This window comes from Acinetobacter sp. ATCC 27244, from assembly GCF_000156555.1.
Classification (GTDB): domain Bacteria; phylum Pseudomonadota; class Gammaproteobacteria; order Pseudomonadales; family Moraxellaceae; genus Acinetobacter; species Acinetobacter haemolyticus.
On sequence record NZ_GG665958.1, the window covers coordinates 74,881 to 90,138 of the forward strand.

12 protein-coding genes and 4 tRNA genes are annotated in these 15,258 nt (G+C 37.5%); 4 read left to right on the plus strand and 12 right to left on the minus strand.

Going from position 1 to position 15,258, the window contains the following annotated elements:
* The 4 genes from HMPREF0023_RS09985 to HMPREF0023_RS10000 all read right to left on the minus strand — a co-directional run.
* Positions 1–504: ABC transporter substrate-binding protein (locus HMPREF0023_RS09985; protein WP_008942012.1), on the minus strand; the 504-nt coding region annotated here is incomplete at its 3' end.
* A 6-nt stretch (positions 505–510) separates the two neighbouring features.
* Positions 511–1,281 carry an ABC transporter ATP-binding protein gene (locus HMPREF0023_RS09990; protein WP_005089774.1) on the minus strand — a complete coding sequence of 257 codons (771 nt, stop codon included), beginning with the start codon at positions 1,279–1,281 and terminating at the stop codon, positions 511–513.
* Positions 1,278–2,225, minus strand: a complete 948-nt coding sequence (locus HMPREF0023_RS09995) for an iron chelate uptake ABC transporter family permease subunit (protein ID WP_005089772.1) — start codon at positions 2,223–2,225, stop codon at positions 1,278–1,280. The genes HMPREF0023_RS09990 and HMPREF0023_RS09995 overlap by 4 nt, the downstream gene beginning before the upstream one ends.
* A complete protein-coding gene (locus tag HMPREF0023_RS10000; RefSeq protein ID WP_005089770.1) occupies positions 2,225–3,166 on the minus strand; it encodes an ABC transporter permease in 942 nt (313 codons plus the stop codon). Before HMPREF0023_RS10000 ends, HMPREF0023_RS09995 begins: the two co-directional genes overlap by 1 nt.
* Before the next feature lie 554 nt (positions 3,167–3,720).
* On the opposite strand from HMPREF0023_RS10000, the gene HMPREF0023_RS10005 reads away from it, so the two are divergent.
* Positions 3,721–5,817 (plus strand): condensation domain-containing protein, encoded by a 2,097-nt coding sequence (locus HMPREF0023_RS10005; RefSeq protein WP_005089768.1) that lies wholly within the window; start codon positions 3,721–3,723, stop codon positions 5,815–5,817.
* A 130-nt stretch (positions 5,818–5,947) separates the two neighbouring features.
* Here the strand turns inward: HMPREF0023_RS10005 and HMPREF0023_RS10010 are convergent, their stop codons facing one another.
* Positions 5,948–7,780, minus strand: a complete 1,833-nt coding sequence (locus HMPREF0023_RS10010) for an AMP-binding protein (protein WP_005084729.1) — start codon at positions 7,778–7,780, stop codon at positions 5,948–5,950.
* A gap of 474 nt (positions 7,781–8,254) precedes the next feature.
* On the opposite strand from HMPREF0023_RS10010, the gene HMPREF0023_RS10015 reads away from it, so the two are divergent.
* Positions 8,255–9,115 carry a siderophore-interacting protein gene (locus tag HMPREF0023_RS10015; RefSeq protein ID WP_005084728.1) on the plus strand — a complete coding sequence of 287 codons (861 nt, stop codon included), beginning with the start codon at positions 8,255–8,257 and terminating at the stop codon, positions 9,113–9,115.
* 142 nt (positions 9,116–9,257) lie between these two features.
* On the opposite strand, the gene HMPREF0023_RS10020 is transcribed toward HMPREF0023_RS10015, so the two are convergent.
* The 6 genes from HMPREF0023_RS10020 to HMPREF0023_RS10045 all read right to left on the minus strand — a co-directional run bounded on the left by HMPREF0023_RS10020 (position 9,258) and on the right by HMPREF0023_RS10045 (position 12,271).
* Positions 9,258–9,331, minus strand: a tRNA-Trp gene (locus tag HMPREF0023_RS10020).
* A 66-nt stretch (positions 9,332–9,397) separates the two neighbouring features.
* Positions 9,398–9,482: transfer RNA gene (locus HMPREF0023_RS10025), tRNA-Leu, on the minus strand.
* 148 nt (positions 9,483–9,630) lie between these two features.
* Positions 9,631–9,704 (minus strand) — tRNA-Trp (locus HMPREF0023_RS10030).
* 68 nt (positions 9,705–9,772) lie between these two features.
* Positions 9,773–9,857: transfer RNA gene (locus tag HMPREF0023_RS10035), tRNA-Leu, on the minus strand.
* 100 nt (positions 9,858–9,957) lie between these two features.
* Entirely contained in the window at positions 9,958–10,788 is an 831-nt protein-coding gene (locus tag HMPREF0023_RS10040) for a protein kinase domain-containing protein (protein ID WP_005084726.1), read from the minus strand.
* Entirely contained in the window at positions 10,763–12,271 is a 1,509-nt protein-coding gene (locus HMPREF0023_RS10045) for a DUF3336 domain-containing protein (RefSeq protein WP_005089765.1), read from the minus strand. Before HMPREF0023_RS10045 ends, HMPREF0023_RS10040 begins: the two co-directional genes overlap by 26 nt.
* 181 nt (positions 12,272–12,452) lie before the next feature.
* Here HMPREF0023_RS10045 and HMPREF0023_RS10050 point away from each other — a divergent pair, with 181 nt between their 5' ends.
* Both HMPREF0023_RS10050 and HMPREF0023_RS10055 read left to right on the plus strand, forming a co-directional pair.
* The gene (locus HMPREF0023_RS10050; protein WP_005084721.1) at positions 12,453–13,343 is read left to right on the plus strand and encodes an ATP-binding protein; all 891 of its coding nucleotides are present in this window, start codon (positions 12,453–12,455) and stop codon (positions 13,341–13,343) included.
* Between the two features lie 99 nt (positions 13,344–13,442).
* The gene (locus HMPREF0023_RS10055) at positions 13,443–14,543 is read left to right on the plus strand and encodes a DUF6670 family protein (protein ID WP_005089762.1); all 1,101 of its coding nucleotides are present in this window, start codon (positions 13,443–13,445) and stop codon (positions 14,541–14,543) included.
* A gap of 69 nt (positions 14,544–14,612) precedes the next feature.
* On the opposite strand, the gene HMPREF0023_RS10060 is transcribed toward HMPREF0023_RS10055, so the two are convergent.
* Complete coding sequence (locus HMPREF0023_RS10060; protein ID WP_004639856.1) at positions 14,613–15,173, minus strand: TetR/AcrR family transcriptional regulator; 561 nt, start codon at positions 15,171–15,173, stop codon at positions 14,613–14,615.
* Between the last annotated feature and the right edge of the window lie 85 nt (positions 15,174–15,258).

A 15,258-nucleotide genomic window follows, 5' to 3' on the forward strand; every position in this document is an offset into this window, starting at 1 on the left:
GAATATTTGACCTAAAGTCATCAAATGATCTTTAACGAGATTGATATGATTACTCTCACTATCATTAAAATTAATGTCGTAATGAATGGTTGGAGCGATCTTAGATAACTCCTGATAGTGATTAACATGCAATGGTGTCATCAAGATCAAATCTGGTTTTAGTGCATAAATTCGCTCCATATTAGGCTGTACAATTGCACCTAAATCTTGAATTTGCTTATCACTTTTATACTTTTCCAGAAAGTGCGGAACATAATCTTTTGGCATCCCTAGGATCGGGATGTTTAATTGATCCAGAAAATCAGCTTCATTCATATCAAGTACAGCAACACGTTGTGGAAGATAGTCAACGACTGTACTTCCAAGCATATGCTTCACCGTGATCGGTGCTGCTAACTTCTGTACATTTTTGGGAGTATCAGCAGCTTTTTGATCGCATCCTTGTAATGTTATAGCCGCTGTTATGATTAGGGCTAAACCCCAATACTTTCTTTTCCAGTTCATCTTTATTCAAGCTCCAAATGAGTTGAAGTAATTACACATACAGCCACGCTCACTGTATGTAATTTCAAAATCAAGCTCATACAGATCCGTTAATTGCGCCTCTGTAATGACTTGTTCTGTTGGTCCACTAAAATGAAGTTTGCCGTTCTTTAATGCGACAATATGGTCTGAGTAATTGGTGGCAAAATTGATGTCGTGAATCACCAAAATCACCGTCCGGCCTTGTTCATCGCATAAACGTCGCAATGCACGCATAATTTGAACGGCGTGTTTCATATCGAGATTATTTAGGGGTTCATCTAATAAAAGTAAGTCTGTCTGCTGGGCAATCGTCATCGCTAAAAAAGCCATTTGCCGTTGACCGCCACTAATTTCATCAATATAAGATTTACGTAATGGCTCTAAAGAAAGGAACGCAATCGCATCATCAATGATTTGATGATCTTGCTCAGTTAAAGCGCCACGGCTATATGGGAATCGACCAAATGAAATCAATTCCTCTACAGTTAAACGCAGATTAAATCCTGGGGCTTGGCGTAAAGTTGCAATCTTCTTGGCGTATGCCGCTGTACTTATATTGGCAATATTTTGATTATTTAAAAAAATATCACCTTTATCTGGTTCAACTAAACGTGCCATCATCATGAGTAAAGTCGATTTTCCCGCACCATTTGGACCAATCAGTGACGTCACTTGCTGTGTAGGAAACTCAACATTTACGTTAGAAAGTACAGGCTTTGCGCCATAGGATTTATGAATATTCTTGACCTGAATCATGTAACACCTCTGGCACGAACCATCAGCGTAAGGAAATAGATACCACATACGAGATTGACCAGAATACTGACAGTCGTTTTGTAATTGAAAACATGCTCAACCAAAATTTGAGCCGCAATAAAGATGGCTATCGTGACTGCACATCCGAGGGGTAAGGTTAATTTATGCTTATAATTGCCCGCCAATGCATAGGCGATATTTGCAACAAATACGCCCATAAATGCTGTAGGGCCAATCAAACTTGTAGATACTGCGACCAGAATCGCGATCATTGCCAAATAAAAGCTGACATAACGATGATGGTCAACTCCAAGTGATTTCGCCTGCTCACGACCTAAAACTAGAACATCCAGCACAGGCAATGTTTTTCTGCCCAGCCATAAAACCACTGCTACAGCTAAACAAGAATAAAAGAGTGTTTCTGGTTGGGAGCGATTAAACGTGGCATAGCTAAACCCTTGGAAAACAGAAAACTCCCCTGGACTGATTTTAAGCTGAATAAATTGACTAATCGTTCCAACGACCATCGTAAGAACTAAACCCAGTAGCAATAGCAAAAAGACATCGTTTCGACCGAATGGTAATAACCACTTATGAATCACCCACGAATAGAGCAGCATCAAAATAAGAGATATAAAAAAGTTGCCATTTAACCCCAATAAGGTTAATCCTTGCGTCCCGAGAACAAACAGCAGTAAAACCTGCCACAATAAATAAATCGCTTCATAGCCCATAATTGAAGGGGTTAAAATACGATTACCAACTATTGTCTGGAAAACGATCGAGGAAACTGCAACACAAATACCGCCTAGAACAATTGTTGCAAGACGAACAAGCCGTTTAGGAATGACATAATCGAAATCCAATCCCGAATTTAGGAATACAAACACTAGAGCTAGACACAGCACTATCAGAAAAACGATCCATAGCTTCGCCTTACGCATTATCGAAGCCCTCTCAAAATAAGGATCAGGAAGATAACGCCTCCTACACCTCCAGCCGTTAGCCCAATTGGAACTTCAAAGGGATAAATGATTGAGCGACCAATAATGTCACAGAGCAATAATAATGAAGCACCACCTAATGCAACGATTGGTAAGGTTTTAGCTAAATTTTCACCGTATTTAAGTGCAACTAAATTTGGAACAACGAGCCCAACAAAAGGAATTGCTCCGACAGTAATGACCGTTGTTGACACAGTAATCGCAACGAGTATTAATCCTGTAGCAGCCATAACGGCGTAACTCAATCCTAAACTCGAAGCCATCTCCTCACCCATTCCAATCACGGTAAAGCGATGAGCAAACAAATAAGTCAATAAAACAATCGGAAAAATGATGTAAATGATTTCATAATGACCTTGGACGATTCTTGAGAAATCCCCCATAAGCCACCCTTGCATACTTTGTAAAATATTGGTGCTATAAGCATAGAATTCAGCTAATGCACTCAGCACACTGCCATACATTAGACCGATCACAGGAACTAATACCGTATTTCTAAAACGGATACGGCGAATAATCGCAATATAGATTAAGCTGGCGATAAAACTAAAAATCATCGCAAACAGCATCTTACTGAACGTACTCGTCACTGGAACTAAAGTTAATGACACCAAAATACCCAGTTTGGCCGCATCTAAACCACCTGAGGTTCCAGGTTCAACAAATTTGTTACGAACAATGTGCTGTAAAATGACACCACAGACTGACAATCCAATACCCGTTAGCACAATCGTAATCAAACGAGGTATACGGCTAGCTGTGAGCGTCAGCCAGCTATCTCCAGAAAATGAAAGCAATGCAGACCATTCAATTTGCTCAGCACCGAGCAACAATGAAGCGATACATAAAACAATAAAAAGACAGAATAAGCCCAGTTGCATTAGGGGCATGCCCCACTAATACGCGATAAAGCTGAAAAGAATCGCAAATCGAGCTGCATACAAAAATGATGATTGAAAATATGTTCAATATTTAATGTGTTTATTGACCTTTCATGATTGAATATTCTCATGAAAATTCCTTAATTTTGTCGTAAGTAAATAGCAAGCTCTCCCAAGAACAATGAATTAAGATCAATATTCATGGGTCTTTAAAATCATTTTCAAGCGGTATTAACTGTCCCAATTTAAAATAATTTCGTTACTAATCAATATTTTATAAAACAACTAGCAAGATATAGATTATTGTTACAGCTATTACTAAAAATGATAATCTTGATGTAAATGAGAATCAATTATAGCATGTTTTAAGTAAAATGTAACCCCTGTTACCACATGTAAAGCATTGAGGTGGTGATCAATTCATTCAAAATCTGGGGATTTTACACGTATGCAAATAAATAACATCATGAATTATATAAACTTTAATCTGATGCCTAAAATTTGCGAAATGAAAAATGATCAAAATAGTTTAATTTATAAAACGGGATTCACTTATGTTGGCACAACTTTCCGAAACTTCATCTCTCATGTCTGTTAGTGACTACGAAGAGCGCATCTGGATGTTGCAATTACAACAACCAGAGCAAGTAGCTCGTCACTTTAATCTATGGAAGCTAAATCAAGAATCTAATCTTCCACTCCTCAGCAAAGCAATTCGAGAAATTGTTGAAACTACACCTGATTTGAATATTCGTTATAAATTTAGCGATAACGGTGATTTATATAAATATCAGTTTGATGATTGGTCAGCTTGCTTAGAACTTAAAAATAGTAAGCTTGAAGAAATATTTGACCAAGTAACACTATTGAAAGCACAAGTTTGGAATGCTGAAATCAATCCACCTTTTTCAACTTATATTTTTGATACTGAACAAGGTTTTTTTCTGCTTTTAATCCTTCATCCCATTCTCGACCAATGCTATCAAACAGCCAATTTCATCGAGGCAATAAAAGATAAATACCTACAATACTCAAGAAACAACGTTTCACTCACCCTAACTGAAATTGAAATACCAAATCATCTTGTTGAAAACAAGACAGAAACTCAGGTAGAAACAGATCAAAGCTACGTTTCTCAGGTCATTTTGGAGGAGTTTAGAAATACACTCGCCGAGCCTGAGCTGACCCTAGATGATGACTTTTTTGATTTTGGTGGTCACTCATTATTAGCAACACGGATTATTGGGAATTTACTCAACAAACATGGGATTGAAATTCGATTTAATGATTTCTTTAAATCCCCATCTGCTGCAGGTTTGGCAACCTACGCCGCCATCAAAACCGATAGGATTAAAACCAATACATTAAAAAATCAAGCAAAAGCCCCGCTTACTCTGGCTCAAGATTTTCTTTGGCAAGCATATTCAAGTTTCGATTTCAGTCCAATTTATAACCTACCATTCGCAGTAGAATTTTTGGAAGAAATAGATGAAGGTATCTTCTTTCAGGCAATTAAAGATATCGTGGAGAGACATGCAGGCTTGCGTACAACATTCCATACTCATGATGGACAGACCTATCAACAGACTGTCCCAATTTCAGCGTTGGATCAAAAAAAATGGTTTTGGGCGAGTAATGAAAGCAAAAACATCTTGCTTGCAAATGAAGCCTCATATAAATTTGATCTTCGCCATGAGCTACCAATCAGAATACGCTTACTTCGGAATGCACAAGGTCGACAAACATTATCATTTTTAGTCCATCACATGGTCATTGATGAATGGTCTTTAAACACGATTATGTCAGACCTCAGACATGCTTATCTTGCTCGTTCAAATGAAAAAACACCTATGTGGGAAGCACCAGCTCACACAATCCATGATTTTTCGTTGCTTCAACAGAAACAAGGGATCAATCAGAACCACATTGATTACTGGACAGATATGCTAAAGGGTGCAACCAAAGGATTACAACTCGCCACCCCAAATCAAGCGTTTGATATTTCGGAAAAAACACCTCAAGTCAAATGGCTAGAACTCAAGTTTGAATCAGAAATGCATAACAAGCTTGCTAAATTTGCCAGACAGCACAACGCTTCTATTTTTACAGTTCTATATACCGCTATCGCAGATGCTTTGCATAAACAAGGACAACTCAAAGAAATCGTGATTGGTACATCTGCATCTGGACGAACTGATCCTGAATTTTTTGATACCGTGGGTTACTTCACAACAATGGTTGCTCACCGTACTGTATTTAATCCAATAGACTCATTCCAATCATTACTTCAAAATATTAGTACCATGATTAATGATTCAATGGCATATGCGGATATCCCGATTAACCATATACAAAAAGCTTTAGGCATGCATGCCGACGAAGGATTATTATTCGATGTGTTTATCCATATTCATTCAAATAATGCATTAAATGGTGCGTTAAAAGCACCGCATGGGCGGGATATTCCTTACCGTCAAATCTTGCCTGAACGCGAGGAATCTATGTTCGGCTTACATTTTGAAATCATGGAAAATGTCATTAATGGGCAACATCAACTTAGTATGATTATCACCTATCAAGCGCACCGCTTTCCCACTCCACTTGTTGAAAGTATTTGCGAAAAAATAAATGCAACCTTAGCAGAAATCTAAATTTCGTATAAAACGTATCACCGCAATCGTGTGCTTAAAAGAACGGATTACCCATCCAGCTTTTAAGCACATTGCGATCCTTTTCAATTCAAGGCTACTCAAACGAGCATTCATGCTACTGCAAAATGATCTAAGAATTTATTTGCTGCTGTACTCGATTCACAACATCTTGAACCGTTTTACATGAGATCAAAGTATAGAAATCAATTTGTGTATCAAGCTTTTGAGAAAGCTTTTGTGCAATAATCATCAGTTGTTTCGGCTTAATTCCAATATCCAATATCTCACTTCTATAGAAAATATCCATTTTTTCATCTTTATTTTCATCGATATATTCACGAAAAATCATCAAAACAGAATTTCCAACATTATCAAATCTAGATTGCGCTTTTGCAGAAGACGAGTAAATTTGATCTTGAGCCGATGTCTGCAACGTTTTTCGATCAACCTTACCATTTCGGGTTAATGGGATATGATCGACGGCTAAATATTTAGATGGGATATGTGAGTCAGGCAAATAAGCTTTTAAAAAACGCTTTAATTCTAAACCATTTAACTCAGTACTATTATTACGATCTGCTAATGTGTAAATCGCTACCAACTCCTGGGTTTCAGTGGTTGGATGCGTACACCCCACCACAACACAGTGATGAATGTTCGGATTCTTCAATAAAGTATTTTCAACTTCAACAGCCGAAATTCTCACGCCTTTTATCTTTAAATAGCCATCTTGACGCCCAGCAAAAATAATATTTTGATCAGCTCTGAAATAGCCTTGATCACTCATACGAAATGCAATTTGTCTCTCATTATCATTGACTTGAATTTCCATAAAATCTTGGTAATCAAGCTTTCCATCACGTAAATATCCATTTGATAAATTCATCCCCACCATATACATGGTGCCCACCTCACCCATTTGGCAAGGCTGCATATTTTCATTTAGGATAAAATATTGATTGTTCTTTAATGCTTTGCCATAAGGAATAACCGCCTGATCCGTATCACTAATTTCATGCCATATACTCCAAATTGTGGTTTCTGTAGGACCACCCAATGAAAATAAGCGCGCATTCGGCAATTGTTGTCTTAACTTGGATATTAGCGAAGGTTTTATATAGTCACCTCCTTGCGCGATTAAACGGAGCGACTGTAGTTGCTCAGTGCGGGTCACACTGACCAACATATCCACAATCGCTGGAACACTACTCCAAATCGAGACTTTATATCGTTCTACTAGCTCGGCCCAAACCAGAGCATTTTTACTCTGTTCAAATGATGGAACAATCAACGTTGCACCAACAGCCATGGTAGCAAATACATCAAACACAGACATGTCATGGTGAAAAGGTGTTATCGCTATAACGACATCGTCAGAACTGATCTTCCATTCTGCGATGGTATGCGAGAGTACATTTGCAGTTGCCAAATTGTTTAATACAACACATTTCGGCATACCAGTACTGCCAGACGTATATAAATAATACGATGGTAAACGATTGATCTCATAACGCCATTCTGGATCACATACGATGGTATTGAGTAAGGCCTCATTGATATTTAAATTCGGTATACCTTCTACCAACGAGTCACTGACCGCAATCTCAGCACGACTATTTAAGAGTAAATAACGAAGCCTTGATGATGGTGAATCCATATCAATCGGTAACCAAATCATCCCCGTTAACGCACAAGCTAAAGCGGTATAAATATGTTCAGGGCTTTTTCTCAAACAGATTGCGACCACTGATCCTATTCTTAAATCCTGCTTTTTTAATGCAGAAGCAATCTTAATGACATTCTGCCCTACTTCAGCATAGCTGATCTGCTGACCATTGAATATCAATGCTGTTTTATTCGAGTTTCTACCTGATATATTTTCATAAATTTTTTTCAGGTAATTCTCTAAATCTATATTTTTACTATTAAATTTTAGTAAATCTTGATTTAAATCTTTTTGCATACAGTTCAATCCTCAACATATTTTCTATTTCATACTTTCAAATCGAACATTCAAAAATAAAGTGATAAAAATACTGGAAAATGATCCTTTAAGGCATCATTGATTTTGATCCAGATAGCTCAAAATGGATTGTCAAAGTAACCATTAAAAATCTTATCTCTTATATTTTTTTGTTCGAGGTTTGATAGCTTAGCAAAATAATACAAATGATAATCATTTTTAATTATTAATTAATGAATCAACATGAACGCGACTCTGAATATTATTTATTAAAATAAATTATTAATATCAAATATATAAATTAAAAAGAAAACTCATTTAAAGACTTTTTACGGAGAATATTTCAACTCTACAAACACAATTGATAGCAATTATCATTTACAATTATGGAGCACTTCGCTATCTTAGTAAATAAAGACTGTGATTACTTCACCTCACAACACCTATCATGATCGTTTAACTTAGGTTATATCAATGACAAAAATAGCAGAGAAATCGAAACAAAAATCCAGTAATTTACTGAAAGAGAAAGACCATTTACAAGATATGGAACAGCTGGAGATGACCGTTGTTTCAATCCAAGCTCCCTTTCCATCCATTATCCGAATTCAGGGCACGATACATACAACCCAACAAGAACTTTGGAAGTCTCCAAATTTGGCAATTCGTTTACTGGTTGCTCAGCACGCAGCCGGTCAACCCATCTCTCGTGTGTATACGATCCGTTCTTTTGATCCAATAAATGCTCAAATTGAAATTGATTTTGTCAAACATGAAGATTTAAGCCCTGCGATGCAGTGGCTTAATTCAGCACAAGTCGGCACAAAAATTGGACTAATTGGACCAAGACCTCATTTTATTCCAAATTTCTCATCTCAAAAGCATGTTGTTATTTTTGCAGATGATACGGCTGTTCCCGCTGTTTATTCGATACTTAAACATTGGCCACATGGCATCAGTGCGGATATCTATATAGAAAGTGCTGAAAAAAATATTGCTTGTGACTTCCCCAATCTCGATCAGATTCAGATCCACTTATTGCATAAAGATCATCACGCTCTAGAAAAAGGCCTCCTATTAAAAGCAGCATTTCAACTAGAAAACTATGAAAATGTAACGATCTGGGCGGCATGCGAACGCAATGAGGCAAGAGCATTACGTCATTTTTTCGTTGAAGATAAACAGTTTGATAAAAATGACGTACGTATTGCAGGTTATTGGAAAGATGGCGTATCTGGTTCAGAACTAGATCAACTACGCGCTCAACATTATCAAGAACACATTCAACGAGGGAAAACCTTACACGAATATGATGATCTTGATATGTCAATTTAACTCAATACGTTATAACAATTTAGAGGCTAAAACCATGTATGTAGCCTCTTGAAACAATAACAGCACGATTAAATACACAACAAAAAAGGCTTAAACCTTTTTGATTTAAGCCTTTCTTTATTTACATTGCATACTTGCAAAGTGGCAGAGGATCAAGGACTCGAACCTTGACGAACGGTTTTGGAGACCGTCATGCTACCATTACACCAATCCTCTATAACGCTGTGATTAACTCATTTCTGACTTAATCTTTAAAAAGTAAGTTCTTACTTTTTAATAATTTGGTGGGGGCGAAGAGACTCGAACTCTTACACCTTGCGGCGCTGGAACCTAAATCCAGTGCGTCTACCAATTTCGCCACGCCCCCGATGGATGTGTATATTAGTGATAAACCTTTCTGCTGACAAGTCCTTTTTTATAAAAAACTATGCATCTCAAGGCTAATGCTTTTTTCATATACAAATGAAAAAATACAGAAATAAAAAAAGGAACTTTAAAAAAGTTCCTTTCATATTTGGCAGAGGATCAAGGACTCGAACCTTGACGAACGGTTTTGGAGACCGTCATGCTACCATTACACCAATCCTCTATAACTTCATGATTAACTCATCTCTGATTTAACCATAAAAAAAGCAAGATACTCTTGCTTTTTAAATTTGGTGGGGGCGAAGAGACTCGAACTCTTACACCTTGCGGCGCTGGAACCTAAATCCAGTGCGTCTACCAATTTCGCCACGCCCCCGATGGCTATGCATATTAGTGAGAAAGCAGCTTTATGACAAGTCTTTCTGAGAAAAAACCCATTTAAATGAACATATAATATTCAAATCAATTATTTATGTTTATTTTTGCAGCAGATTAATATCATTTAACAAGACTTGTGCATCTAGAACAGAACATAAACGTTGCTCAGAATGTTTTTGAGTCAAACCTTTTAATAATGGCAAAAATGGCTCCAATTGCTTGGAAACTTGAAGTTGTAGCTGCTGACAGTGTAATACGGCCCAATCGTGATAGCTATTTGCTCTCAGTTTGGTCTGAGTCAACCATTCATATAGAATAATTCCCAAAGCATATAAATCACTCTGCACTGATTTATTTTTGCCATGAAATAGCTCAGGTGCCATATAGTGTGGTGTTGCGTTCAAATTATGAGTTTCATGATGCAATTGCAGACTTTGCTCGAAATCAATCAATCGACATGTATTTTTATATAATCGGAAATGTTCAACCTTTAAATCACCATGAATCCATCCCATTTGATGTAATTCACCAAGCGCATATAAAGCTTGCTGGATCATTTGTTTAATTGTTTCAAGTGGTTGGCATGGATTCAAATCAGTAAAAAAAGGAACTGAATCCAATACGACTAAACCAATCCCCTCGCCTAAATCACGAAGAACTGAGCTTTGCTGTGCCAAAGAAATAATCCGATGATCAATAAGAAACGAAGCGTTATCGGATGAACACGACTGATAGAAACTTAACTCATGTTGAAAAGCAGCCTGTAAAATCGGGTTGGTATTGGTTAAATGGAATTTAAGCCAATACATCTCCTGACCCATTTGAAAAGTATATAGTCGTCGACCATACGCATAGCTTTGACTTTTGGTACGAAGCTTTAATTCATCAGGTTGGATATTTGAATCAAAGATCCACGTAGTAGAACTCATTTTGCTGCTTTTCTTCCTGCTTTCGCAATGATGCTAAGCAATGTTCAATAGTTTTACCAATGCGTGCATGGGTTTCTATTGAGGCAATTTTAGGCCATGTCGCACGCTCACCTTCTTGTTGTAAAACCTGAAAGAGTTTTGGACGTGGATTTTGTAGCATATAGCTATAATGTCTTAAACCATATTTGGCAATAATATTGACATCACCATAATAGCGCTGCCCTAAAATACCATAACCATGATCAAGCGCGCGACGTATAGGGAAAAAGCTTCCCAAAGAGTTACGTGTTAAATCCATGACATCCATCGCCACCGCTTTACCCTGATGCCTGATAATTCGTTCAGGCCAACTCAACACATCACGACGGAATCGCGCAGAATCACTTTGCATAAATGGAACAATATGTGGATTTACCTGACTCGCAATGGTGTAATTAATATTATACAGCCTTGCCATTTTTTCTTGAGGGAAGTCGCTGCGCATACTGCCATCTACCCACTTGGTATTCGACATATACGGCGTATGTTGTCCATCATAGCGTTTACTGGTCAAATGCACTGGTGGAAATAGGACAGGAACCGCACATGAAGCAAGCACAGCGCTCCAGACTAAAACATGTGGTGCTGTTAAAGCATTTAAAATGCGCGGATTTTGTGCGGTATTATACGGGGCGACAGCAATATTGATATGTAATCCTGAACGCTTATAAGCCTCGGCAAACGTCACATCGCCTAAGTTTTGTACCAAGAATTTTTTTAAGTACATCACATCAGCAATGCCACCATTACCCTTGATCAACTCTATAATTTTTCTAAAACGAAATGCTTTATGAAAAAAATGTTCCCCAGTGAGTAACTCTGGAATCTGGTCTGGTAAAGAGACGCCGAGCATTCCCGTCATGATTGCCCCTGCACTCGATCCAGAAATAACCTTGGGGAGCAAATCACGCTCTAATAGTGCTTTACAAACACCCGTATGGAATAGCCCCAATGTCGCACCACCAGACAGCATCAATGCAGGTTGGCCATAGGCTTTTTGGCATTCTTCAAAAAACTGGATTTTTTCTTTAAGCTGGAACGTTATACATTCACTTGATGATAAATAGCGGAAGCATTCACTTACTTCTTCTACATAGTTTTCGATAATTTTTTTCGTGCCAATATAGGTTTCAGCAAACAACATCGGATGCCCGATATTGGCAAAATCATAAGATAAACCTTCTCGCAACACGTACATTAAATCTAATGTGCGATGCTGTGTTCGATATTTCTTTAACAGGTTGTGTCGCCTAGACAGAATTTCAGCATCGAAATAAGGTGACTCATTGTCATATTTCCATGCCTCGGTCCCCATTTCCTGATCTAATTTTAAAGCAAGCTCTTTCCACTCTTCATAACTACTTGTATGTCTTAAACGCTCTTGCAACACACCTACTCGATAAGTTTGGTATGTATTTCTTTTTCCTAAAAGCAGATTTGACATGGATGATCCCAATTTTTAATCGTATTTTTCGAATCGTGCACCTATACAATGCAAAAAGCTGTCGCAACAATCAAGGGTTAAATCGACGTATTGCAATATTTATGATGATATTTTCTTTTTTTCCGCGAAAGCAATGCTAGTATCCTTAATCATTGATTACTGAGTTTGGTTTGTATTCATTATGGCGATCCTCAATTTACCTGATTCTATTCTCCAATCATTATCGAGTGTTTTAACACAACTTCAACAAGTTCTCCCTGCACCAAAACAACCCACCGATTTTTCTGCAATTGCCTTTCGATGGGAAAATCAACAATTGGTTGCCGTACAACAACCTAAAAAAATGTATTTAGAAGATCTCAAAGGAATTGAGCGCCAAAAAGATAAAATCATTCAAAATACGCTACAGTTTTTAAATGGTTTTCCTGCAAATGATATTTTGCTGACTGGTTCGCGTGGTACAGGTAAGTCCTCAATTGTTCGTGCCTTACTGACAGAATACTCAGCACAAGGTTTGCGCTTAATTGAAATCGAACGTGATGATTTATCTGATCTACCTAAGATCCAAAAACTGATTGAACATCGTCCTGAGAAGTTTATCGTCTATTGTGATGATTTGGCATTTAATGCAGAAGATGAAAATTATCGTAGCTTAAAAAGTGTTTTAGATGGCTCACTACAGTCAGGGTCAAGCAATTTTATTATTTATGCCACCAGTAACCGTCGTCACTTATTGCCCGAATTTATGCATGAAAATACCCCGGTGCGTAAAGTTGATGTACCCCAATATACAGAGTTGCATCCACAAGAAGCCATCGAAGAAAAAATCTCGCTTTCTGACCGTTTCGGCATGTGGCTGTCATTCTATCCAATGGATCAGCAACTGTACTTAGAAATTGTTGAGCATTACATTACTAAAGCAGGTTTGGAATATAACGATCTGGTTCGTGGCGAAAGTTTGAAATGGTGTCAGGCACGTGGTCAACGCTCTGGGCGTGCAGCCTATCAGTTCTCAAAGCATTGGATCGGTTCACAGAATCTAGAAAAATTGTCCAACAAAACCAATCAATAAATGTCCTGAAAAGCTGTAGCGCTGTCCTTATTTCCGCTTAGCAATGGCAGTTGTTTTTCTTAACCTAAGTCTCAGCATAAGATGAGTATAGGAATAAAGATGAAAAAACAACTGCCACCCACTTCCCTGACCAGTAAAATCTTGGGCAAAAGCTTGTTGCTCGCACAAGGTACTTTGGATCAAGCTAAAAAATACTCAACGCTTCCATTTTCTGAACCTGAAATTATTATTCCAAGAACCAATGAGAAGTTTTATACGTGGACACATTATGGCATCTTCTTTCCACTACTATCTGAACCACACCGTTATTTGAATATTATGATTTTGTTGGGAACACCCGGTGCACTGGCTTTTGACCATGATGACATGACTTTAGGTGACCCAAGAAACACGGCAACGTTTTTTTCAAGTACAGCGGCATTAGATAAGCACCTCTTAAAAGCCTATATCATTTCAGATGAAACCAAGATTCTAGAAAATGGTACTCAGATTGAATTGGGTGAAGAAGTTTCGATTACAGGGACTTTACCTCATATTCATCTTCAAGGTGATTATCATGGTCTACATTTTGAATTTGATTTAGATGTCACTGATCAAGTCTCATGGTTTATCAAGACTCCTATTTATGATCATTTTAGCCTGTTGGCTAAATTCAAGGGTCAACTTGAATATCGAGGTGAAACGACTGTAGCAGAAGGTTTATGTACCTATGAATATGCACGTGCAGCTGGCGCACATGGTGTTATTAAAAAACTATTGCCTGAGGCGTATAAGTTACCGCTTGATTTCTTTACCTATCAAATTATCAACCTAAATGAGACAACACAATTGTTGTTAACCAAAGCGGATATTTTAGGAAAGCCTGCTGCTTATTCTCTACATGTTAGACACACTGATCGACCAGCAGAAATCTATACCGATGTTGAATTTAGGGTCATCTCTCATCAAGTAGATGACTATGTTTCACCTAGTGGCAAGAAAATGCGTTTACCCCAGTTATTCGCATGGATGGTAAAAGACACAGCAGATCAAAAAATCTTAGAAATCTTTGCTGAAATTGATAGTCCATTTCGTTATGGGCATGGCATTGGCTATGCCAGTGCCTACACTTTTACGGGTGAATATTTGAGTCAACCCGTTCAAGGACGTGGCTATATCGAATACGTCGATGTAGAAGATCAAAAGCTATTTAGTGAATAAACTCTTTTAGCTTTAATATAAAACATCATTAAACCTTTGATTGATAAAACTTAAAGGTTTAATGGTGATTCATCGGCTTTCATGAGAAAATGCATCCATAATTTGATCGATTGCATGTTTGATATCTTCAGCAACTTTTACATCATATCCTTCCACCAAAAAACGACTAATTAAACCCTCGATCAAGGTATAGATCGTTTCAATGCATATTTCAGCATGGATCGAGCCATCAAGATATTGTGCAATCAAATCTCTAATCCATCGTTTATGTTGCTGAGAAACTACAATAATGTCGTGATCACCTGAATGCGACTCAGCCACTGCTCGAACAAATAAGCATCCTTTAAAATTATCCTCTTGAAACCATAGCAAATGCCATTCAATTAACTTATTCAGTGCTTCTCTTCCTTTGGTATCAGCCACATAATTGAGCAAGCTCTGTCGGAACTTTTCGTCTCTTGCTTGCAATACAGATTTCACCAAATGATTTTTATTTTTAAAATAAGTGTACATCGTTGTTTTTGAACAACCTGATTCATCTCGAATTAAGTCAACACCGACACCAACAAAACTATTTTCATAAAATAATCGTTCTGCGGTATTCAAAATTTTATTCGCTGATTTTGACATAAAAATTTACTCAATTAAAAATAGTACAGATCTGTACTATTTTTAATTTTAGTTCTATTATTGATGGAAAGCAATCACTCTGTGA